Below are 22,740 nucleotides of genomic sequence, written 5' to 3' on the forward strand. Positions count from 1 at the left end.
CATGGAGTATGAGGGAGATTTCATGTCCGGACGCCGCCCCGCCCGTGCTAGACAGGGCCGGACTCGACCGGGCCGGCGCCCTGCCGGATTCGGCCCAAGTCCCGTGCCCCCGTGCCATTGTGGAATCAGACCGACCATGACCCCCCGGCAAGCCCTTCAGCAGCGCCTTGCGGCCTTGGATGCCCATCTGCGCGCGGAAAACCCCAACCTGCTGCCGGTCCTCCCGACCTTCCGTGCCTTCGACCGGATCCTGGCCGGGCTGGGTCTGATCGACCGTCATGAGTCGCTGACCACCCGTATTCCCTGGTGGCCGATGGTCGCGGTGCTCGGCACCTTTTCGGCCGGCAAGTCGACCTTCCTCAACGGCTATCTGGGCGAGGTCCTGCAGAACACCGGCAATCAGGCGGTCGACGACAAGTTCACCGTCATCTGCCACGGGCCTGAGACGCGGAAGGAGGCGCTGCCGGGCACCGCGCTGAACGCCGACCCGCGCTTTCCCTTCTACCGCATCGCCGACGAGATCGAGAAGGTTGCGGCCGGCGAAGGCAAGCGGATCGACAATTACCTGCAGCTGAAGACGCTGGCCGGGCCGCGGACCAAGGGCAAGATCTTCATCGATTCGCCGGGCTTCGACGCCGACGACCAGCGCCGCTCCGTCCTGCGGCTGGTCGACCATATCGTCGAGCTGTCGGACCTCGTGCTGGTCTTCTTCGACGCCCGCCATCCTGAGCCGGGCGCCATGCAGGACACGCTGCGACATCTGGTCGCCAAGACGGTGAACCGCGCCGATGCCCGCAAGGTCTGCTACATCCTGAATCAGGTCGACACCACGGCCAAGGAAGACAATCTGGAGGCGGTGTTCGGTGCCTGGCAGCGGGCGATCGCCCAGGCCGGGCTGGTGTCGGGCCGCTTCTACGCCATCTACGACCAGCGCTCCGCCGTCGCCATCGAGGATGACGGCCGCCGGGCCCGCTACGAGGCGCGGCGCGACCACGACCTTGCCGAACTCCACACCCGCATCAACGAGGTGGAGGTCGCGCGGGCCTACCGCATCATCGGCTCCATCGACAGCCTGACCAAGGAGCTGGAGGGCGAGGTGGTACCTACGCTACGCGAGGCGATGGCGGCGTGGCGCCGGCGGGTGCTGATCGGCGACGCGGTGTGGGGCGTGCTTCTTCTGGTGCTGCTGGGAACCGTCGTGCAGACGATGGGCGGCGGATTCGGCGCCTTGCTCGGCTGGCTGTTCGACAATCCCGACGGTGGCGTGCCCCTGCGCGCGGTCGGCGCCGCGGTGATTCTGGGTGGGCTGTTCCTGGCCGGCCACTTCAAAATCCGGCAGTTCTTCGCCGGCCGCGTCGCCGCGGGCTTGGGCGAACGGTTCGGCGACGTCGACCTGAACCTGCGGCAGGCCTTCCTCGCCAACACCCGCTTCTTCCGCTCGATCTTCGCCAAGCAACCGGCGGGCTGGGGCGGCAGGGCGCGCAAGGCGATCTTCGCCATCCGCGAAGCGACGGCGGTGCATGTCCAGCGCATCAACGACCTCTACACCGACCCGGCCGGACGCCGCGCGCGGGAGGCCGCCTCCACCCCCGCCACCGCGGCGGAGTGACCGGGGATCGCCGGCCGCTCTTTACAGGATCGCGGAATGGCCGTTAGATCCCTGGACCTTGCGGGCGACGGCCAACGGTCCGCGATGGGGCGGGAGAGGTCAGCCATGGGCGTTCGATTGGCGGGCGGAAACGTCGCGGAGAGGGCGGGCGCTGCCATGCCGGTCCTCATGCGTGGCCTCCTGCTGGCCGTGGTGCCTGCTGTCGTGCTGCTGCTCGCCGTGCCGACCGTCGGACAGGCGCTCGAATCCGCAGCCGAGCCGGCCCCGGCTCCCTACACCGGGCTCGACCTGGTGACCGGCGGCGATTACGCGCCCTACACGGGGGAGGATCTGCCGGGCGGCGGGCTGGTGACCGATCTGGCCCGCCGGGCCTTCGCGGTGTCCGGCCGCCATTACGACGTCCGCTTCATGCCGTGGAAACGCGGTTACGACGGGGTGGTCGCCGGCCGTTTCCTGGCGACCTTTCCCTATGTCCGCACGCCGGAACGCGAGCAGGAGGTGCTGTTCTCCGACCCGGTGATCGAGGTGCGGCAGTTCGTCTACATGTCGAACCGCACGGCAATGACCTTTGACGGGCGCTTGGCTGACGGGCGATCCGTGCGCGGCTCCCGCGGGCTGGAGGGGTTCCGCGGCCGGACCGTCTGCCAGCCGGTGGGCTATGCGCTGCCGCCGGAGCTGGAGACGCTGGTCGGGCAGGGGCAGCTGGCGCGGCAGACTCCGTCCGACCTGGGGGCCTGCGTGCGCATGGTGGCGACCGGTCGGGCCGATGCCTTCGTCATCGACGAGTACAGCGCGGCCTCCGCCATCGCCCGGTCCGGACTGGCGGACGACATCCGGGTATCGGACCATCCCTATGCCGTCGTCACCTTCCATCTGGTGATCGGGCGCGCGACGCCGGGAGCCGAGGCGACGCTCGCCGCCTTCAACGACGGGCTCAAGGCGTTGAAGGCGCAGGGCGTCTACCGCGAACTGCTGTCCGGCCACACCGTTCCGTCACCCCCCTGAGCCCCGGCGGCTCGACGGCGCGGACGGGGCGGCTGCGAAGCGGGGCGGGACCCATACCGCGCTTTTCCGCGCCAAAGGCCCGCGTCGCCATGGACAGGACGGTGCTTCGTGCTATAAACGCGCGGTTTCGATCATGGGAAAAGGGGCGCGGGCCGTGGCCATCGACGCGTCGATTCTGGTCCTCAACGGGCCGAACCTCAACATGCTGGGCGTGCGGGAGCCGCAAATCTACGGGTCGATGACCCTGGACGATCTGGAGGCCGCCTGCCACGAGCGTGCCGACCAGCTGGGTCTGACCGTGGATTTCCGGCAATCCAACCACGAAGGCGAACTGGTCTCGTGGATTCAGCAGGCCCGCACGGAGAATGACGGCATCGTCATCAACGCCGGCGCTTACACCCACACCTCGGTCGCGATCATGGACAGTCTGATCTTGTCGGAACTGCCGGTGATCGAGGTCCATTTGTCGAACATCTTCAAGCGCGAGCCGGTCCGCCATCACTCCTACATCTCGCCGGTGGCGAGGGGGATGATCTGCGGGTTCGGGCCGCACGGGTATCTTCTGGCGCTGGACGCCATCGCGAACATCATCGACCGCGATTAAGGAAACGGGAACGACTGACATCATGGCGAGCTTCGACATCGACGGCGATCTGGTCCGCAAGCTGGCGGACCTCCTGCGTGAGACGGGCTTGAGCGAGATCGAGTTCGCCGAGGGCGAAAAGCGCATCCGCGTCACCCGGCCGACCGCCGCCCAGACGGTCGCCGTCCAGGCCGCCCCGGTCCTGGCGGCCGCTCCGGTCGCCGCCGCGGCAACTCCGGCCTCGACCAAGCCGGCAAGCCATCCGGGCGCGGTGACCTCGCCGATGGTCGGCACCGCCTATCTGGCGGCCGAACCGGGCGGCACGCCCTTCGTCCGTCCGGGCGACGTGGTCAAGGCCGGCCAGACCGTGCTGATCATCGAGGCGATGAAGGTCATGAACCCGATCAAGGCCCCGCGCGGCGGCACGGTCGTCGAGGTTCTGGTGTCCGACGCCCAGCCGGTCGAATTCGGCGAAGTTCTCCTCATCATCGAGTAAGCGGGGCATTCCCTTGGCGATGTTCGAAAAGGTCCTGATCGCGAACCGTGGTGAGATCGCTCTGCGCATCCACCGCGCCTGCCGCGAGATGGGGATCCAGACCGTGGCGGTGCATTCCACCGCCGACGCCGACGCCATGCACGTCCGCCTCGCCGACGAGAGCGTGTGCATCGGTCCGGCGTCTGCGCGCGAAAGCTACCTCAACATTCCGGCCATCCTGTCGGCGGCGTCGATCACCAATGTCGACGCCATCCATCCCGGCATCGGCTTCCTGTCCGAAAACGCCCAGTTCGCGGAGATGGTGGAGGAGCACGGCTTCACCTTCATCGGCCCGACGCCGGAGCATATCCGGATCATGGGCGACAAGGTCACCGCCAAGAAGACGGTGATGGAACAGGGGCTGCCGGTGGTTCCCGGCTCCGACGGTCCGGTGTCGACGCTGGAAGAGGCCGAGAAGGTCGCCCACGAGACCGGCTATCCGGTGCTGATCAAGGCGGCGGCCGGCGGCGGCGGCAAGGGCATGAAGGTCGCCCGCAACCCCGACCAGCTGAAGGAAGCCTATCAGCTGGCCCGTGGCGAGGCGCGCGCCGCCTTCGGCAACGACGAGGTCTATCTGGAGAAGTATCTCGGCCGGCCCCGGCACATCGAGATCCAGCTCCTGGGCGACACCCACGGCGCCTGCGTGCATTTCGGCGAGCGCGACTGTTCGGTCCAGCGCCGGCACCAGAAGGTGATCGAGGAGGCGCCGAGCCCGGCCCTGAACGCCGAGCAGCGCGAGTATATCGGCGCCCTGGCGGCCAAGACCGCGGCGGCCATCGGCTATCGCGGCGTCGGCACGATGGAGTTCCTGTTCGAGGACGGGCAGTTCTATTTCATCGAGATGAACACCCGCCTGCAGGTGGAACACACCATCACCGAGATGATCACCGGCATCGATCTGGTCCGCGAGCAGATCCGCGTCGCCGCCGGTGCGCCGCTGGGCTACGGCCAGTCGGACATCCGCTTCGAAGGCCATGCCATCGAATGCCGCGTGAACGCCGAGAATCCGGAAACCTTCATCCCGTCGCCGGGCAAGATCGACGGCTATCACGCGCCGGGCGGCCTGGGCGTGCGCGTCGATTCGGCGCTGTACGACGGTTACCGCGTGCCGTCGCACTATGACAGCCTGATCGCCAAGCTGGTCGTCCACGGCACCACCCGCAACGAGTGCCTGATGCGCCTGCGCCGCTCCATCGAGGAGTATGTGATCGGCGGAATCCAGACGACGCTGCCGCTGCATGACCGCATCATCGCCCAGCAGGCCTTCATCGACGGCAATTACGACATCCATTGGCTGGAACAGCTGATGGCGAAATCCTGACCGGCTGTCGTTTTTCACTGTATAGCTATTGAAGCTGCGACAATTCGCCGCAGTCCTGAAGCCCCTCCCTCAAGTCGAGAGAGGGGCTATTCTTTTATAAGGATTTCCTTTTAAAAGAAAATCTGCGCCCTTGAAGGTGGGCGAGCTTTTGCATTTTGGAAATCTGCCCGATTTCTTGCGTTTCAGCTCGCAAACTGCGAATTCGGCTGCGTTTCAAGGCAGTCGCAGGCCTGCGGGGCCTTGCCGCACGGCCCTTGGAGTCCATAGGGGTATTCCCCGAAGCCGGTTTTCCGGCCCGGTTGTTGTGCATGGCACACCTCTTGCTTTTTTGATCTGGGTCAGTGCGGTCCGTCATCCACTCACGGTAGATGAACAGGCTGCCCGCTCTCCGTACCCAGCAATCGCCCGGTCCGGCGGCGTCGCGCCGTGCTGTTCGTGCCCCCTGTCTCAAGCCCTTTGTCTGACGAGGCCCCATCCATGCGCGTGAACGAACCGATCACCGACCGCGAAATCGTGATGGAAGACGGCGTCCTGCTGGTGTCGCGTACCGACACGGGCGGGCGAATCACCTTCGTCAACAAGGCCTTCGTCGACATCAGCGGTTATGCGGAGGCCGAACTGATCGGCGCGCCGCACAATCTGATCCGCCACCCCCACATGCCGGAGGAGGCCTTCGCCGACCTGTGGGCGACGATCAACGGCGGGCGGCCATGGGAAGGGCTGGTGAAGAACCGCACCAAGACCGGCGACTTCTATTGGGTGCGGGCCAACGTCACGCCGGTGATCGAAGACGGCCAGGTGACCGGCTTCATCTCCATCCGCACCAAGCCCTCGCGCGAGCAGGTGGTTGCGGCGGAGCGGCTCTATGCGGACATCCGCGAGGGGCGGGCTCGCCATCTGACGGTGCGCGACGGCCAGGCAGTGGGCCGTGGTGCCGGCGCGGCGTTGCGGCGCTGGACGGCGAGCGTGACCGGCCGGCTGGCCCTGATCTTCACCTTCATGATCCTGGCGATGCTCTTGGTCGGCGGCGTAACCCTGCGCGGCATGTCCGACAGCAACGCCTCGCTGAAGACGGTGTACGAGGACCGGACGGTGCCGGCGGTGCAGATCGGCGAGATTCTGGACCATATGCGCGACAATGTGCAGACGCTCCAGCGCCTGATCATCGACACCCGCGACGGCACCGACGCCAAGGCGATGGCCGGGCGCGAGGCGCGGATCGCCGGCAACAACGCCACCATCGACCGGCTGTGGGCGGGCTATCTCACCACCTATCTGACGCCGGAGGAGGCTGTGCTGGCGGAACGTTTCGCCAAGCAGCGCGCCGCCTTCCTGAACGAAGGATTGAGTCCGGCGGTGGAGCTGGCGCGCCAGGGCGATTCGCTGCGGCTGGAGGTTCTGGTGCGCGACCGCGTCGAACCGCTGTTCCAGGCCGCCTTCCAGACCAACAAGGACCTGCTGCAGCTGCAGCTGACCGTCGCCAAGGCCGAATATGAGGGGGCGCTGGAGGACTTCCAGTGGCATCTCGTGTTCGCCGTCGCCGCCGGGCTGGGTGTGCTGGTGGCGGCGGTCCTGTGCGGTCTTCTGCTTCTGCGCACGGTGCGCCGGCCGCTGGCCGACTTCTCCGTCGATTTCGACGCCATCGCCCGCAACGACCAGGCCCACATCATCGACCTTCCGGCGGCGGTCGAGTTCCACCACGTCGCCGGCCAATTGCGCGGGCTGAAGGCCCGGCTCTGCTATGCCGTTCAGGAGCGCGTCGAGCGCACCCGGCAGGCGGATGAGGAACGGCGCCGCGCGCTGGAGGCCATGGCCTCGACCGTGGAGCGCGAGGCCGGCCGCGCGGTGGAGGAAGTGGCCCAGCGCACCGGCTCGATGGCCGACGACGCCGAAGGCATGTCCGGCTCGGCCGAGCGGGTCAGCATCAACGCCCAGACGGTGGCGTCTGCGGCGGGCCAAGCGCTGGCCAATGCCCAGACCGTGGCCGCCGCCAGCGAGCAGCTGGCCGCCTCGATCCGCGAGATCTCGTCCCAGGTCGCCCATTCCAGCGCGGTGACCCGCCGGGCGGTGGAGAACGGACGCAACACCCAGGCCACCATCCGCTCCCTGTCGGAGACGGTGGCGAAGGTGGGCGAGGTGGTGAACCTGATCCAGTCCATCGCCGGCCAGACCAACCTGCTGGCGTTGAACGCCACCATCGAGGCGGCCCGCGCCGGCGAGGCGGGCAAGGGCTTCGCCGTCGTGGCGCAGGAGGTGAAGAACCTCGCCAACCAGACCGCCTCCTCGACCGAGGAGATCACCCGCCAGATCACCGCCATCCAGGCCGTGACCGACCAGGCCGTGCAGGCGGTGGAGGAGATCGGCCACACCATCGCCGAGATCGACCACATCGCCGGGTCCATCGCCGCGGCGATGGAGGAACAGACGGCCGCCACCCAGGAGATCAGCCGCAACGTGGTGGAGACCTCCACCGCCGCGCAGGAGGTGTCGTTCCGCATCGCCGCCGTATCCGAGGAAGCCGACCGCACCGGCGAACAGGCGACCCAGGTCAAGAACGGCTCCGGTGACGTCGCCCGGTCCATCGAGTCCCTGCGGCAGGTTCTGGTGCGCATCGTCCGCACCTCCACCGGCGATGCCGACCGCCGGCGCAAGCCGCGCTATCAGGTGGAGGAGACGGGGACGTTGCTGATCGGCGGCGACCGTCTGGCGGTGACCGTCCGCAACCTGTCCATCGGCGGCGCCATGATCGATCCGGTCACCGCGACCGATGGTCGCTCGCTCGCCGGCACCACCGGCCAACTGCGCCTCGACCGCTACGGGGCGGAGGCGACGGTCGTGGTCAAGGCGGTGGAACACAACCGCATCCATCTGGCCTTCGAGACGGACGGCATGCCGAGCGATTTCTGTCGGGCGGTGGAAATCGCCACCAAGGATCGTGCGCCCGTCGATGTGGCCGCCTGAGCTATTCAGCGCTATCCCATCCTTCAGCATAGGTAATGGTTAAGCATCTTCTTCATCCCGCCGGTTGAAGACTACAGCCCTGTGACAATTTCGCAAGGGATTGCTTCGCGGTTGAAGGAGTATGCTTGCCCTACTTCCGGGAGATGTGCGCTTGTCCGCAGCTCCTGCCGCATGAATGGAAAAGAGGTCCGGCCGCAACCATGGTCGATGCAACCACACTATGCCCTCTGTCGGACGGGGACGGGCCATCCGGCGCGCCATCCGACGCCGTTGTGCCGAAGCTCCGCGCCCGCCTGAAATGGCGTCGTGCCCGGCTGGCCGCGGCGGTTCCGCGCCTGCATCTGGCGATCGATGCCGCCGGCGACGGGATCTGGGACTGGGATGTCGCGACGGGCGCGGTCTGGTACAGCCCGGGCTGGCAGACGATGCTGGGCTTTTCGCCGGGCGAAGTGCCGCCTCAACTGGATTTCTGGAGCTCCCGCGTCCATCCCGAAGACCTGCCGCTGACCCAGGCGGCGCTGCAGGCGCATTTTTCCGGCGAGCGCCCCTTCTACGAGTGTGAGCACCGTGTCCGCGCCAAATCGGGGGAGTGGCTGTGGATTCTCGACCGCGGCCGGGTGGTGTCCTGGAATGCCGACGGCCGTCCCCGCCGCATGATCGGAACCCATGTGGACGTCACCGCCCGCAAGCGGATCGAAGAGGAACTGGCCGAAAGCCGGCTGCAACTGGACGCCATCCTCGACAATGCCCCGGTCGGCGTGCTGCTGGTCGACGGCGACCGGGTGATCCGCCGGGTGAACAAGGCGGTGGCCGCCACCTTCCAGTACCGGATGGAGGACATCGTCGGTTGCAGCGCCCGCGTCATCTACGGCGACGACCAGGTGTTCGAGGATATCGGACGGCGCGCCTATCCGCGGATGCAGTCGGGCGGCCAGTTCGACGAGGAGGTGTCGATGCGCCGGGCCGACGGCACCGACATCCGCTGCCGCCTGATCGGCCGGCCGGTGAAGGCTGGCAACCCGGCACGCGGCTTCGTCTGGGTGGTGGAGGACATCACGGTGCGCTGGCGCGCCGAACAGGCGCTGAACGACCGCGCCGGATTCCAGCGCGTGCTGCTGGACACGGTGCCGGTGCCGATCTTCGTCCAGGACGTCATGGGCCATTACGTGGATGCCAACACCGCCTTCGAACGCTGGATGGGCATCGACCGGCAGGCCCTGTTCGGCCGTACCGTCTTCGACCTCGCCCCGCCGCACATCGCCGAGGCCGATGAGGCGGTCGATAAGGCGCTGCTGGCCGACCAGAAGCCTCAGAGCTACGAAACCCAGCTGCGCTGCGCCGACGGAACGCTGCGCGACGTGCTGTTCTCCAAGGCCGTCTATTGCCGCACCGGAGGCAAGCCGGCCGGCATCGTCGGCGCGGTGATGGACATCAGCGAGCGCAAGCATGCCGAGCAGGCCCTTCTGGAGCGCCAGCAGCTGTTCGAGCAGATCTTCGTCGCCAGCTGCGCGGTGAAGCTGCTGATCGACCCGCTCGACGGGCGGATCGTCGATGCCAACCCGGCGGCGGCGGAGTTCTACGGCCATCCGCTCGACCGGTTGCGCAGCATGCACATCCAGGACATCAACGCGGCGACGGGCGCGGAGGTGGCGCGGGAGCTGCGTCAGGCCCACAACGGCGAACGCAAGCAATTCCAGTTCCGCCATCGGCTGGCCTCCGGCGATGTCCGCGACGTCGAAGTCTATATCAGCAACATCGTCGTCCATGGCCGCACGCTGCTGATGTCGCTGATCCACGACATCACCGAACGCTGCATCGCGGAGGAGGCTCTGCGCGGCAAGACCCGCGAGCTGGAGCGTTCCAACGCCGAGCTGGAGGCCTTCGCCTATGTCGCCTCCCACGACCTGCGCCAGCCGCTGCGCGTCATCACCAGCTACCTGACCCTGCTGGAGCGGGGCTTGGGCAAGTCGCTGGACGAGGAGGGGCGGGAGTGCATCGACTTCGCCCGTGACGGCGCCCAGCGCATGGATCGGCTGATCGTCGACCTTCTGGAATATTCGCGGGTCGGGCGCAAGGCCAAGCCCTTCCGGCCGGTGCCGCTGGACGAGCCGCTGCGGCTGGCGCTGCTGAACCTGGAAGTGGCGGTCCAGGATGCCGGGGCCACGGTCACGGTGGATGGGCCGGACGGCACCGCGCTGCCGGTGGTGGCCGGTGACGACAACGAGCTGATGCGGCTGTTCCAGAACCTGATCGGCAACGCGGTGAAGTACCGCGCGCCCGGCCGCCCGCCGGTGGTGCGCGTCACCGTGGCTCTGGGCCGGGCTTCGAACCGGCAGGACGGTGCGCCGGTGGTGTGCATCGACATCCGCGACAACGGCATCGGCATCGCCGCCGAGGATCGCGACCGCGTCTTCGGCATCTTCCAGCGGCTGCACCGCCGCGACGAGTATGAGGGCACCGGCGTCGGGCTGGCCGTCTGCAAGAAGGTGATCGAGCATCACGGCGGCCGGCTGTGGGTGGAAGGCCCGCCGGACGACGACCTGCGCGACACGGACGGGCGCCCCTGCGGCAGCCTTTTCCGCCTGGTCCTGCCGGCCCTGGCATCCCCGGCGGCCGGAGCGGGCAGGGATGGGGAGGCACGGGACCGGCGATGACGGCGGAACCCCTGAGCGCGCCGCGCCTGCCCGTGCCGGCCGTCCTGCGCCGCCTGATCGCGGGCGGACTGCGGATATGGAAGCCCGCCGCCATCCAGGCCGCGGTGACGCTGGTCCTGGTGCTGGCCTATCTGTGGATGGGCGACGTCTATGTCCGCGTCCTGGTGGCCGAGCACCGTGCGACCGCGGCGCTCACCGCCTCGTCGATGGCCAGCACCCTGTCCAGCGCGCTGAACGAGCGCCTCGCCCTGGTCCGCGGCCTGACCGCCTTCGTCGAGGTGGCCGCCGCTGCCGGCAGCCTGACCGAGCAGTTCCCGCGCTATGCGGAGGGGCTGCGGCGGTCGGTGGTGGGGGTGCGCAACATCTCCGCCGCCCCCGAATTCGTCGTCCGCATCGTTTATCCGGTCGAGGGCAACGAGAAGGTGCTGGGCAACGATCTGCTGAAGGACGCGCGCCCCGGCTTCGCCGAAACGGTGCAGCGCGCCATCATCAGCCGCGACGTAACCGTCCATGGTCCCGTGACCCTGCTCCAGGGCGGGCAGGGGCTGATCGCCCGGCAGATCGTCTATGGGCCGGGCAAGCCCTGGGGAGCGGTCGGTCTGGTGTTCGATGTCGGAGCCATCCTCGGCGAGGTGCGCTTCGACCGGGTGCCGCCGCATCTGGTCTTCGCCATCGTGACGGACAGCGGCCAGCAGGTGGCGGGCGATGTGATGGCGCTGAAGGGCGACCCGCTGGTGGAGCGGATCAACCTTCCGGACGGACATTGGGAACTGGCGCTGGCCCCGCGCACCAGCTGGGAGGGGCTGGCCTATGCCGACCCGACCTTCCGCGGCTTCCAGGCGGCCTTCCTGCTGCTCGCCCTGCTGATCGAGGCGCTGACCTTCATGGCGGTCAGCCGCCGCTACACGCTGGAACGGCAGGTCGACCTGCGCACCGCCGAGCTGGGACGAGCCAAGAACGAGCTGGAGCAGTTCGCCTACGCCACCGCCCACGACCTGCAGGAGCCGCTGCGCGCCATCGCCAGCTATGCCCAGCTTCTGGAGAAGCAGCAGAAGGGCAAGCTGGACGAGGAAAGCGAGGGCTTCATCCGCGAGATCGTCGACGGGGCCGGGCGTCTGAAGATGCTGCTGCGCGACGTCCAGCTGTTCCTGGCGGAGGACCGGGTGCCGCTCGGCTGCGGCACGGTCGCGGCGGGGGACGCGCTTCAGGCGGCGCTGACCGGGCTGAAGCGGCGCATCGCCGATGCCGGCGCCACCGTCACCGTGGGCGAACTGCCGGCGGTGCAGGCGGACGAGCGCCGCCTTCGCGAAATCTTCATCGTGCTGATCGCCAATGCGGTCGAATACCGCCATCCATACCGCGCGGCGGAGGTCCATGTCTCCGGCCGGCGAGCCGACGGCTATGACGTGATCGACGTGCGCGACAACGGCATCGGCATCGAGCCGCGTTACCGCGACCAGATTTTCGAGGTGTTCCGCCGGCTGCATTCGCGCGACGAGCATCCCGGCACCGGCATGGGCCTCGCCATCGCCCGAAAGATGGTGGAGCGGCTGGGCGGCCGGATCACCGTCGTCTCCAGCCCCGGCGTCGGCAGCACCTTTTCCATCCATCTGCCCCATCCCGCCTTTCGAGGATTCCCCTGATGCAGGACCTGACCACTCCCTTCGAGATCCTGCTGGTCGAGGACGATCCGGCCGATGCCGGCCTCGCCAAGCGTGCGCTGCGCGACGGCCGCATCCTGTGCAACGTGGGCCATGTCCGCGACGGGGTGGAGGCGATGGAGTATCTGCGCCGCCAGGGCCCCTTCGCCGGCGCCACCCGGCCCGACCTGATCCTGCTGGACCTGAACATGCCGCGCATGGACGGCCGCGAGGTTCTGCAGGAGTTGAAGGCGGACGAAGAGTTGAAGACCATTCCGGTGGTGATCCTCACCACCTCCGACGTCGACCGCGACGTGAACGCCAGCTATCTGCTTGGAGCCAACAGCTTCATCACCAAGCCGATGGACATGGACGCCTTCTTCGACGCTGTGAAGAGCATCGAGGAATACTGGTTCCGTGTCGTCAGGCTGCCACGGTGAAGGAGGCCAGACATGTCCATTGCCTTACCGGTCAAACCCGTCCAGTCCCGCGAGCCCGAGCCGGAGGAGGGGCACACCGCCATCCTGCTGGTCGAGGATGACGACGCCGACGCGCGTCTGGTCACCCGGTCCCTGACGCCCTATGCCCGCCGCGCCACAGTGGCGCGCGCCACCTCGCTGAAGGAAGCGCGGGCCTGGCTGCACCGCAACGCCTGCGACGTCGTGCTGCTCGACCTCTCGCTGCCCGACAGCTTCGGGCTGGAGACGGTGACCCGCCTGCATGCCGACGCGCCGTCGCTGCCGCTGGTGGTGCTGACCGGTTATGACGACGAGGATTTCGCGCTGGAGATCCTGGCCCACGGCGCCCAGGACTATCTGGTGAAGGGCCAGACCGACGGGCCGCTGATGTGGCGCGCCGTCCAGCACGCCATGGCCCGCAAGCGGCTGGAGGAGGAGCTGCGCCTGTCGGAGGAGCGGCTGCAGGGCATCATCGGGCTGGCGCAGGACGCCATCCTGACCACCGACGAGAACCTGAACATCACCCTGTTCAACCGTGCGGCGGAAAGCCTGTTCGGCTACGACGCCGACGACATCCTGGGCCGGCCGCTGTCGCTGCTGATCCCCGAGCGTTTCCGCCCCGACCACGAGGCGCATATCGCCGGCTTTGCCACGTCGATGGTCCAGGCGCAGGTTATGACCAACCGTCGCGAAGTCCAGGGGCTGACCGCCGACGGCCGGGAATTCCCGGCCGAGGTGTCGATCGCCAAACTGCACCATGCCCGCGGCCTGCTGTTCACCGCCGTCATCCGCGACGTGTCGGAGCGCAAGCGGGTGGAGAGCGAGCTTCGCCGCATGGCGACCACCGATCCGCTGACCGGGCTGAACAACCGCCGCCGCATCATGGAACTGGCGGAGGTCGAGATGGCGCGGCTGCGCCGCTATGGCCGGCCGGTGTCGGTGCTGATGCTGGACATCGACCGCTTCAAGGCGATCAACGACACCCACGGCCATGCCGTGGGAGACCGGGCGCTGGTCCGGCTGGCGGAGGTCTGCCGTGCCGAATTGCGCGACACCGACCATATCGGCCGGCTGGGCGGGGAGGAGTTCGCGATCATCCTGCCCGAAACCCCGCTGGCGTCGGCGACCGAGGTGGCGGAACGGCTGCGCCATCGTCTGGCCATGGCGGACGTCGCGTTGCAGCCCGGCGGCCAATCGGGCGGCGGGACCCTGCGCATGACGGTCAGCATCGGCGTCGCCATGTGTGGCGACGAGGACGCCAGCATCGAGCGCGCGCTGGGCCGCGCCGACCGTGCGTTGTACGAAGCGAAATCGCTGGGCCGCAACCGCGTCGTCGTCAGCGACGGCTATCCCGGTCCGGCCTTCGCCACCGCATCCATTCCAACGTCCATCGCGAGCTGACGGAGTGTCCGAGGGAAAATGGCCGAAGGAATGATGACGGAAACCTCCGGCCGGGAAGCGGTGCTGCTGGTCTCGGGCGACGCGGTCCGCGCAAGGCAGCTTGCCATCGCGCTGGGCGGCATTCCCCTGCGGGTGGATGCGGTCGATGCGGCGCTGGACCACCTGCGCGGCCATGGTGCAGCGGCGGGAGAGTGCGTCGTGGTGATCGATGTCGCCGGCAGCGCCGCCGATGTCGCCTCCGGTCATGACGCGGTCGAGGCGCTGGTCCGGCTGGACCCGGTTCCCGCCGTGCTGGTCCTGGTGCCGGATGGGCAGGAGGATGCCGCGCCATCCTTCATCGCGGCCGGCGCGCAGGATGCGCTGCCCGCCTGCGATGCCATCGCCCTGCGCCGCGCCGTCCTCGCCGCCCGTCGGCGTCAGGAGCGGGAAAACCGCCTGCGTGCGGCTCTGGCCGATGCGGGGCGGGCAGGGGGCGAGGACGGGAGCGAGGCAGGGGGCCAGGCAGGAGGCGAGGCCAGGGGCGATGCCGGTGGGCTGTTCGATGCCGCCGCCGCTGCGGTGGAGGCTGCGCTCGACCCCATGCTGGCGCTGACCGCCGCCACGCTGGAATCGCCGCTGTTGCCGAGCCAGCAGGACCGGCTGGCCGCCATCCGGGCGGCGGCCAGCACCCTGCGCGCGACGATCTCGGCCCTGCGTTCGACGAAGCCGGAGACCCAGGGGGTGGAGACGCTGACCCTTGGCGATCTGGTGGCCGGCGCGAGGGCGGTCGCGGTGGAAGGGGGCGCCGGCCAACATTTCATCGCCGATGCGGGCGGGTTGCGCTCCCTGCTGGTCCTCCTGACGGCGGAGACGGGGGCGGAGCTGTCGCTGTCGCTGCAGCCGACGGGGGAGGCGGCCGAGTTGATCCTTCGCCGCCGGGGCGCGCCTCGGCTGCGCCCGCTGGCGCTGGCGGTGGCCGGACCGCAGGTCCGGCGGCTGGGGGGGCGCCTGTTCGCAGACGGCGCCTCTGACGCGGGTGCGGACGGCGCGGGTGCGGGCGGCGGCGCCGGGGAATGGCTGACCGCCCGAATCCCCGTGCAGCTGCCGGCCCGTTCCGCTGCGCCGCCTGCCTCCCTTTCGGTCCTGCTGGTGGAGGACAACCCGATCGGCCGGCTGGTCGCCGCCGGTTTCTTCAAGGCGCTGGGCCATGCGGTCACGACGGCGGAGGATGGGGCCCAGGGAGTGGCCGCGGCGACCGAAGGGCGGTTCGACCTGATCGTGATGGACGTGCAGATGCCGGTGATGGACGGGCATGAGGCATCGCGCGCCATCCGTGCGCTGCCGGGCGAGGCGGGCCGCGTGCCGATCGTGGCGCTCACCGCCGGTACGGATGCCGAGGACGACGCCCAGTGCCGCGCCGCCGGAATGGATGACTGCCTGCACAAGCCGCTGACCATGGACCGGTTGTGTGCCGTGCTGGAACGCCTGTTCCCCGGCCGCGCGCCGCAGGGAGGGTGATGCGGGGCCGATGCAAATTGTCGAAAAATTTACAGACCTAACATCATATTCCACTCGCCGGTAACCGGCCTTCGGTTGCCCGCCGTCGGCCCGGACGGTATCAGTGGATGGCGGCGAATTGGCTGGAGGTTCGGGAATGGATAAGCAGACGATCGACTACTCCCGGTACCGCATCCTGGTCGTGGAGGATCAGCCCTTCGTCCGCCGCACCATCGTCCAGATTCTGGGCCAGATCGGTTTTCGCGACATCGCGGAGGCCGACAACGGCGAGTCGGCGATGTTTGAGTGCATCCGCGTCAATCCCGACCTGATCGTCTGCGATATCGACATGAAGCCGGTCACCGGCCTGCAGTTCCTTGCCCATCTGCGTGCCAGCACCGAGGCCGCCAATCCCCGCGCCCCGGTGGTTTTCCTGACCAACCATACCGAATCCGAGATCGTGAAACAGGCGATGGCGCTGGGCGTCAACGGCTTCGTGGTCAAACCCCCGTCCTTCGCCGCGCTGAAGGAGCGGATGGACCGGCTGCTGGGGGGACGGTGAGGCTTCGTGCGGGCATTCTAACGCTTGCGCTCGTCCTGGCGGCCTGCTCGGGCGAGCCGTCGGAGGGCGACATGCGCAAGCTGGTGGAGACGCACACCCGCCGCACGCTGGAGCGGCAGGGGAATGCCGCCTTCCGTGCCTTCGACGATTTCCGCAAGCAGGGCTGCGTCGAGGCGAAGCTGAAGAATGGGCAGGACGGCAGCGGGCAGTATGACTGCTACTATGCCGCCACCTTCGTGCCGCAGCCGGGGCAGCCACCGCTGACCGTCAACGGCAAGGGGCGCTTCCGCCGCACCGACAAGGGAATGGCCTTCGAGGATCTGGGCGCCCAGCCGCGCTGAAAGACTTCAGCCGCCGCGGGCGAGACGCGACAGGGTCGCCAGCGGATCGCCGGCCTCCTCGCCGAAACAGACCTCCACGTCGTCGCACACCTCGCAGTTGGGTGACTTGCACAGCATCAGCCCCTCGCGCTCGCAAAGCTGCCGGTAGAAGAACTTCTTCCACTTCATGTCGCCGGCATTCAGCGCCACCAGCGCCGGGAAATGGCGGCGGAACATCGTGTTCAGTTCGTCCCGGTCGTGGAACCCCATGTCCTGCCACAGATGGTTCGGCTCCAGCGAACGGCGGGCCAGGATGGCGGCCAGCCAGCGCTCCTCATCCGCCCCCCGCGCGCCATGTTCGACCAGAAGGGCGCGCAGGTCGGCCTCCTCGATGGAATCCTCGCCGGCTTCCGCCCCAGCGGGCAGCGATGCGACGGCGGCGGCGAAATGCGGGGCATGGCGGGCGGCCATCTCCGCAAGGTCGGCCTTGGTCAGGGCGAGCGCCCGGGTCATCGGCCGAGCCCCATCCGCGGCGGCAATCGCCAGGATGCGGCCGAAGATCATGCGGTCGGCGGCGGGATCGTCCGGGTCCGTGCAATCCGGAGCGCAGGCAGGCGAATGGGCTGAGAGCTTGGACATGTCCATCTCCACCGGCTGGAAGCACCCGCGACGCCTGCTATCCTGACCCAGGATGCTGCATGTGCGAAAGACGCTCCCCGGACCGGTGGCCTGCGGCATTGCGCCGCATCCTTCCGGGCATCGCCTCAGTCGGGCCATCGCCTCAGTCGAGACGGGCGTGAATCTCCTCGGCGAAGCGTTCGAAGAAGGCGGCCAGCACCCGGTCGGTCTTGGCCTGCACCAGCTTTGCCGCCAGCCGGCCGACGGCCCCGCCCAGCGCAACGGTCAGGCTGTAGGTCAGCAGGGTGCGCCCGCCATCCTCCTCCAGGATCACCAGCGCCTCGCCCTTCACGGCGCCGGCCAGCCCGCCGTTGCCCTGGGCGAGCAGCCGGTAGCGGTGGAGGCCATCCTCCGGTTCCAGTTTCAGCCGGCCGGAGAAGCGCGCCTTCATCGGCCCCAGCGTGGTCCGCACCCGCGCGGCATAGTCGGTGGGGGACAGCCGCTCCATCTCTTCCAGCACGGGGATGCAGCGCATCAGCACCGCCGGGTCGCAGAGCGCCGCGAACACGCGGTCGCGCGGCCCGGGGACGCTGTGTGTGCCGGTGATGTCCATGCGCCGTCTTCCTCTTTCGCATTCCCGCAGGTTCGCAATCCCGGCGCAACGGCCGGGCAGACACATCTGGTATTGATTGCGGCCGGAGCCAAGCCGCTGAACGCCACCAGGAGGACGGATCCCATGCGACAAGCCGCCACGACGCTGACGATCGCCACCCGCGGCACCGGATTGGTCGAGGTGACGGCCCCGGTGCGGCACTGGGTGACGGAGCAGGGCATGACGACCGGGCTGCTGACGGTCTTCTGCCGCCACACCTCGGCCTCCCTGACCATCCAGGAGAACGCCGACCCCGACGTGCAGGCCGACCTGCTGCGCTTCTTCCGCCGGCTGGTGGCGGAGGACCCGTCGCTCTACGACCACACCACCGAGGGGCCGGACGACATGCCCGCGCATATCCGCTCCGCGCTGACCGGCGTCAGCCTGTCGATCCCGGTGATGGAGGGGGAACCGGTGCTGGGCATCTGGCAGGGCATCTACCTGTTCGAACACCGTTCCCGGCCGCACCGGCGGGAGATCGCGCTGCATCTGCTGGGGGACTGAGGCCGTGGAGGACCGGGGAGGGCGGCCCGCCTGAAATATCTTTCATCCGGTCGCAAGGCCCCGGTCAACGGGGGCACCCTAGATTGCGGACAACACCGGACAGCCGGAACCGCATCACTGGAGCGTTGTCGCCATGACCACCATTCCCGCCACCACGCCGAACCGTCCGAACCGCCTGCGCCGTACCGTCGCCGCCCTGCTGCTGGGCTCCACGGTGCTGACGGGGCCGGCGCTGGCCGGATGGGCGGCATCGCATGCGCAGCAGACGGCCACGCCGCCCGCCGTGACGATGGTGCAGGACACGCCCTCCACCTTCGCCGATCTCGCCGCCAAGGTCAGCCCCGCCGTCGTCAACATCGCCGCGACGCAGGAGGCCAAGGCCGAACCGCGGGCGCAGCGCGGCCCCGGCATCCCCGGCTTCCCGCCGGGCTCGCCCTTCGAGGAGTTCTTCCGCCAGTTCCAGGACCAGATGGGCCGGAATGGCGGCCCGGACGGCGGTCAGGATGACCAGAGCCCTGGACCGCGGGGCAGGAGCGGGGCGCTCGGCTCCGGCTTCATCATCGATCCGGCCGGCTTCGTCGTGACCAACAACCATGTCATCGACGGCGCCAGCGAGATCACCGTCACCCTGCAGGACGGCACCGCCATGCCGGCCAAGGTGATCGGCCGCGACGCCAAGACCGACATCGCCCTGCTGAAGGTGGAGCCGAAGAAACCGCTGCCGTCGGTCGACTGGGCCGACAGCGACAAGACCCGCGTCGGCGACTGGGTGATGGCCGTCGGCAACCCGTTCGGTCTCGGCGGCACCGTCACCAAGGGCATCGTGTCGGCCCGCGGGCGCGACATCCACAGCGGGCCGTATGACGACTATTTCCAGCTCGACGCCGCCATCAACCGCGGCAATTCGGGCGGGCCGACCTTCGACCTCGCCGGCCGGGTGATCGGCATCAACACAGCCATCTACTCCCCCAACGGCGGTTCGGTCGGCATCGGCTTCGCCATCCCGTCCAACCTCGCCAAGGACGTGGTGGCCCAGTTGAAGGAGTCCGGCAAGGTCGAGCGCGGCTGGCTCGGCGTGAAGATCCAGGAGGTGACGCCGGACATCGCCGACAGCGTCGGCCTGCCCGCCGCCAAGGGTGCCCTGGTGGCCGACGTCACCGCCGACAGCCCGGCCCAGCGCGCCGGCCTGCGTCAGGGTGACGTGGTGCTGAGCTATGCCGGCAAGCCGGTCAACAGCCTGCGCGACCTGACCCGCAGCGTGGCCGACACCAAGCCCGGCGACTCGGTCGAGCTGAAGGTCCTGCGCGGCGGCCGTGAGACGGCGGTGCAGGTCCGCATCGACCGCCTGAGCGAGCAGCCGCAGGTCGCGTCGGCCGACACCGACGGCGGCACCGGCACCGCCCCGCAGGCCGAGGTCGCGGCGGTGAAGGGGCTGAAGCTCGCCCCGCTGGATCAGGCGGCGCGCAAGCGCCTGGGCATCGCCGAGGATGTCAGGGGCGTGGTCGTGGTCGGATTGTCGGGCAGCGTCGACGTGCCGATCCGTCCCGGCGACGTGATCGAGCGGATCGGCGATGCCGAGGTGAAGAGCCCGGCCGATGTCCGCCGCCATGTGACCGAAGCCGAGAAGGCCGGCCAGAAGGCGCTGCTGATGCTGATTAACCGTCAGGGCAACGAGTCCTTCGTCGCGCTGAAGCTGAAGGCCTGAGGCGGTCCGCCGCCTGAGTGACGGAAGTCCGGCCGGGCGTCACAAGAAGCCCCTCTCCCCTTGCGGGAGAGGGGTTTGGGGTGAGGGGTGCAGCCCGATCCGCAGGGACGGGAGCAAAATTGCCGGCCGGCTGTCGCCGGCGCCACCCTCACCCCACCCCCTCTCCCATCGAGGGAGAGGGGCGTCGAACGCTCGGCCGGGCGCGGCATGCTCGCGCTTGGCCGGGCTGTTTTGGGAGGCTACACTCGTGCTCATGAAGATTCTCGTCATTGAAGATGATCGCCAGGCCGCCAGCTACCTCGCCAAGGGGCTGAAGGAGGCGGGCCATGTGGTGGACGTCGCCAACGACGGGAAGGAGGGCCTGTTCCTTGCCGGCGCCGAGCATTACGACGTGATGATCGTCGACCGCATGCTGCCGGGCCGCGACGGGCTGTCGCTGGTCCAGGTTCTGCGGGCGGCCGGCAACGACACGCCGGTCCTGTTCCTGTCGGCGCTGGGCAGCGTCGACGACCGGGTGAAGGGCCTGAAGGCCGGCGGCGACGATTACCTGACCAAGCCCTTCGCCTTCTCCGAGCTTCTCGCCCGCATCGAGGTGCTGGTGCGCCGCCGGGGCGCGGCCCAGCCGCAGACCCGGCTGGTGGTGGGCGACCTGGAGCTGGACCTGCTGTCGCGCAGCGTCAAGCGCGCCGGCAAGACCATCGACCTGCTGCCGCGCGAGTTCTCGCTGCTGGAATATCTGATGCGCAACGCCGGCAGCGTGGTGACCCGCACCATGATGCTGGAGAATGTCTGGGACTATCACTTCGATCCCCAGACCAACGTCATCGACGTGCACATCGCCCGTCTGCGCCAGAAGATCGACAAGGATTTCCCCACCCCCCTGATCCATACCGTGCGCGGCGCCGGCTACAGCCTGCGCGTGGCGGAGGGGTGACGGGGCTTCATGGAGTTTGGCTTTTGACGGCGGCGATTCCCCTCTCCCCCCCGGGGAGAGGGCAGGGTGAGGGGGTTCCGTTTGCCGGACGCTTCTCGCAACGCATCCACCTCACCCAACCCTCTCCCCACTATCGGCGGACCAATGGTCCGCCTGTCGCGCCAGCGCAAACTTTGTTTGCGCGACAGCGGGGGGGAGAGGGCCTTTGTTGAAAGGCGAGACCCACTCCGGCGGCCTGCACGGCTTCCTTGCCGCGGGCCTGCGGCTGGTGCGGACCACGGCGTTCCGGCTGGCGCTGCTCTATCTGGCGATGTTCGTTCTGTCGGTCGGGCTGATCCTGGGCGTGGTCTACCGCACCACGGCCGGCTTCCTGGAGCAGGAGATCGGCGAGACCATCGCGCTGGAGGTCGCCGGGCTTCAGGACCATTACCGCATCCACGGGCTGCCCGGTCTGGTCGACGTGGTGCGGGCGCGCAGCGCAGTTCCCAACAACAATTCCATCTATCTGCTGACCACCTCCGCCGGGGTGATCCTGGCCGGCAACCTGTCGGGCTGGCCGGCGGCGGTGCCCAATGCCAGCGGCTGGACCCATTTCAAGGTCGCCGATTATGGCGGGGTCACCAACAGGCCATCGACCGCACAGGCCGTGACCTTCACCCTGCCGGGGCAGTTCCGCCTGCTGGTCGGCCGCGACATGAGCGAGATCGACCAGCTGCGTGCCCGCATGTTCCGCTCGCTCGGCTGGATCCTGGGCTCCACCGCGCTGCTCGGGCTGGGGGGCGGGCTGCTGATGAGCCGCGGCGCCATGCGGCGGATCGAGGCGATCAACCGCACCACCCGCCAGATCATGAGCGGCGACCTGAGCGACCGGGTGCCGCGTTTCGGCGGCGGCGACGAGATGGACCGGCTGGCCGGCAACCTCAATGCCATGCTCGACCGGATCGAGCGGCTGATGACCGGGATGCGGCAGGTGACCGACAGCGTCGCCCACGACCTGCGCACGCCGCTGACCCGCCTGCGCTCCCGCATCGAGCTGGCCCTGCTGCATGAGACCGAGGACCCGGAGGTCTACCGCACCGTCCTGCAGGACACGATTGCCGAGGCCGACCGGCTGCTCGCCACCTTCAGCGCCCTGCTGTCGATCGCGGAGGCCGAATCGGGCGCCAAGCGCCAGGATTTCGTGGCGGTCGATCTGGCAGAGGTGGTGGAACTCGCTGCCGACCTCTACGAACCGGTGGCGGACGAGCGCGGCCAGCGGCTGAGCGTGGATGTCCGGGGCAAGCCGACCGTGCGCGGTAATGGCCAGCTTCTGGCCCAGGCGGTGTCGAACCTGCTGGACAACGCCATCAAATACACGCCGGAGGGCGGCACCATCTCGCTGGTGCTGGAAGGCCCGGCGCCCGGCCGCGCCGCCTGCATCTCGGTGGCCGACAGCGGTCCCGGCATCCCGGCGGAGATGCGCGACAAGGTCCTGCAGCGCTTCGTCCGGCTGGACACCGCCCGCGCGTCGCCCGGCAACGGGCTGGGGCTGAGCCTCGTCGACGCGGTGGCGACGCTGCATGGCGCTGGCCTGGAGCTGGACGACAATGCGCCGGGCCTGCGGGTCAGCCTTGTCTTCCCGCCGGAAGCGCGGCGGTAGGCTTGTCGCCAAAAAAAAGCCCGCCAGGCGGCGGGCTTGAAAAGGTGACATCAGCGAGAATGACTCCTTGGCGTCCCTTCTGATATGGGGCAGGGAGGATCGGCTTCCAGATCGAACTTCGGATTACCGCCGACGGCCTAGCCTGCTGACGTTCCGCAACGTC

Annotated in this window: 19 protein-coding genes; 17 read left to right on the forward strand and 2 right to left on the reverse strand. The window is 68.6% G+C overall.

All coding sequences use genetic code 11. From position 1 onward, the window contains the following. The first annotated feature begins 136 nt into the window (after positions 1 to 136). From AZOLI_RS04145 to AZOLI_RS04205, 13 genes are all read left to right on the forward strand, one after another. The gene (locus AZOLI_RS04145; protein WP_014247327.1) at positions 137 to 1,609 is read left to right on the forward strand and encodes a dynamin family protein; all 1,473 of its coding nucleotides are present in this window, start codon (positions 137 to 139) and stop codon (positions 1,607 to 1,609) included. A gap of 156 nt (positions 1,610 to 1,765) precedes the next feature. Beyond that, a complete protein-coding gene (locus tag AZOLI_RS04150; protein WP_044549655.1) occupies positions 1,766 to 2,614 on the forward strand; it encodes a substrate-binding periplasmic protein in 849 nt (282 codons plus the stop codon). A 154-nt stretch (positions 2,615 to 2,768) separates the two neighbouring features. Beyond that, complete coding sequence (gene aroQ / locus AZOLI_RS04155; protein ID WP_014247329.1) at positions 2,769 to 3,218, forward strand: type II 3-dehydroquinate dehydratase; 450 nt, start codon at positions 2,769 to 2,771, stop codon at positions 3,216 to 3,218. Between the two features lie 22 nt (positions 3,219 to 3,240). Continuing rightward, positions 3,241 to 3,693, forward strand: a complete 453-nt coding sequence (gene accB, locus AZOLI_RS04160) for an acetyl-CoA carboxylase biotin carboxyl carrier protein (RefSeq protein ID WP_014247330.1) — start codon at positions 3,241 to 3,243, stop codon at positions 3,691 to 3,693. 19 nt (positions 3,694 to 3,712) lie between these two features. Then, on the forward strand, positions 3,713 to 5,053 hold the full coding sequence (gene accC, locus AZOLI_RS04165; protein ID WP_014247331.1) for an acetyl-CoA carboxylase biotin carboxylase subunit: 1,341 nt from the start codon (positions 3,713 to 3,715) through the stop codon (positions 5,051 to 5,053). Between the two features lie 477 nt (positions 5,054 to 5,530). Further along, a complete protein-coding gene (locus AZOLI_RS33585) occupies positions 5,531 to 8,014 on the forward strand; it encodes a methyl-accepting chemotaxis protein (RefSeq protein WP_014247333.1) in 2,484 nt (827 codons plus the stop codon). A 272-nt stretch (positions 8,015 to 8,286) separates the two neighbouring features. After that, positions 8,287 to 10,668 (forward strand): PAS domain-containing sensor histidine kinase, encoded by a 2,382-nt coding sequence (locus tag AZOLI_RS30670; RefSeq protein ID WP_052315455.1) that lies wholly within the window; start codon positions 8,287 to 8,289, stop codon positions 10,666 to 10,668. Then, complete coding sequence (locus AZOLI_RS04180; RefSeq protein WP_014247335.1) at positions 10,665 to 12,311, forward strand: sensor histidine kinase; 1,647 nt, start codon at positions 10,665 to 10,667, stop codon at positions 12,309 to 12,311. The genes AZOLI_RS30670 and AZOLI_RS04180 overlap by 4 nt, the downstream gene beginning before the upstream one ends. Next, complete coding sequence (locus tag AZOLI_RS04185; RefSeq protein WP_014247336.1) at positions 12,311 to 12,748, forward strand: response regulator; 438 nt, start codon at positions 12,311 to 12,313, stop codon at positions 12,746 to 12,748. Before AZOLI_RS04180 ends, AZOLI_RS04185 begins: the two co-directional genes overlap by 1 nt. 12 nt (positions 12,749 to 12,760) lie before the next feature. After that, the gene (locus AZOLI_RS30270; protein ID WP_014247337.1) at positions 12,761 to 14,167 is read left to right on the forward strand and encodes a GGDEF domain-containing response regulator; all 1,407 of its coding nucleotides are present in this window, start codon (positions 12,761 to 12,763) and stop codon (positions 14,165 to 14,167) included. Positions 14,168 to 14,197: 30 nt separating this feature from the next. Continuing rightward, a complete protein-coding gene (locus AZOLI_RS33035) occupies positions 14,198 to 15,664 on the forward strand; it encodes a response regulator (protein WP_044549664.1) in 1,467 nt (488 codons plus the stop codon). 136 nt (positions 15,665 to 15,800) lie between these two features. Continuing rightward, complete coding sequence (locus AZOLI_RS04200) at positions 15,801 to 16,205, forward strand: response regulator (RefSeq protein WP_014247339.1); 405 nt, start codon at positions 15,801 to 15,803, stop codon at positions 16,203 to 16,205. Further along, a complete protein-coding gene (locus AZOLI_RS04205; RefSeq protein WP_014247340.1) occupies positions 16,202 to 16,546 on the forward strand; it encodes a hypothetical protein in 345 nt (114 codons plus the stop codon). Before AZOLI_RS04200 ends, AZOLI_RS04205 begins: the two co-directional genes overlap by 4 nt. 6 nt (positions 16,547 to 16,552) lie before the next feature. Here the strand turns inward: AZOLI_RS04205 and AZOLI_RS04210 are convergent, their stop codons facing one another. Together AZOLI_RS04210 and AZOLI_RS04215 are read right to left on the reverse strand one after the other, a co-directional pair. Then, on the reverse strand, positions 16,553 to 17,164 hold the full coding sequence (locus AZOLI_RS04210) for a nitrogen fixation protein NifQ (protein ID WP_014247341.1): 612 nt from the start codon (positions 17,162 to 17,164) through the stop codon (positions 16,553 to 16,555). A 142-nt stretch (positions 17,165 to 17,306) separates the two neighbouring features. Then, positions 17,307 to 17,756: a CoxG family protein gene (locus tag AZOLI_RS04215; protein WP_014247342.1), complete on the reverse strand. Its 450-nt coding sequence runs from the start codon at positions 17,754 to 17,756 to the stop codon at positions 17,307 to 17,309. Between the two features lie 123 nt (positions 17,757 to 17,879). On the opposite strand from AZOLI_RS04215, the gene AZOLI_RS04220 reads away from it, so the two are divergent. The 4 genes from AZOLI_RS04220 to AZOLI_RS04235 all read left to right on the forward strand — a co-directional run bounded on the left by AZOLI_RS04220 (position 17,880) and on the right by AZOLI_RS04235 (position 22,577). Further along, entirely contained in the window at positions 17,880 to 18,299 is a 420-nt protein-coding gene (locus tag AZOLI_RS04220) for a secondary thiamine-phosphate synthase enzyme YjbQ (protein ID WP_014247343.1), read from the forward strand. Between the two features lie 133 nt (positions 18,300 to 18,432). Then, on the forward strand, positions 18,433 to 20,004 hold the full coding sequence (locus tag AZOLI_RS04225) for a DegQ family serine endoprotease (protein ID WP_014247344.1): 1,572 nt from the start codon (positions 18,433 to 18,435) through the stop codon (positions 20,002 to 20,004). Between the two features lie 253 nt (positions 20,005 to 20,257). Then, positions 20,258 to 20,938 carry a winged helix-turn-helix domain-containing protein gene (locus tag AZOLI_RS04230; RefSeq protein WP_044549667.1) on the forward strand — a complete coding sequence of 227 codons (681 nt, stop codon included), beginning with the start codon at positions 20,258 to 20,260 and terminating at the stop codon, positions 20,936 to 20,938. A gap of 208 nt (positions 20,939 to 21,146) precedes the next feature. Beyond that, on the forward strand, positions 21,147 to 22,577 hold the full coding sequence (locus AZOLI_RS04235; protein ID WP_048816502.1) for a sensor histidine kinase: 1,431 nt from the start codon (positions 21,147 to 21,149) through the stop codon (positions 22,575 to 22,577). The last annotated feature ends 163 nt before the right edge of the window (positions 22,578 to 22,740 follow it).

Source organism: Azospirillum lipoferum 4B, from assembly GCF_000283655.1.
Lineage (GTDB): Bacteria > Pseudomonadota > Alphaproteobacteria > Azospirillales > Azospirillaceae > Azospirillum > Azospirillum lipoferum_C.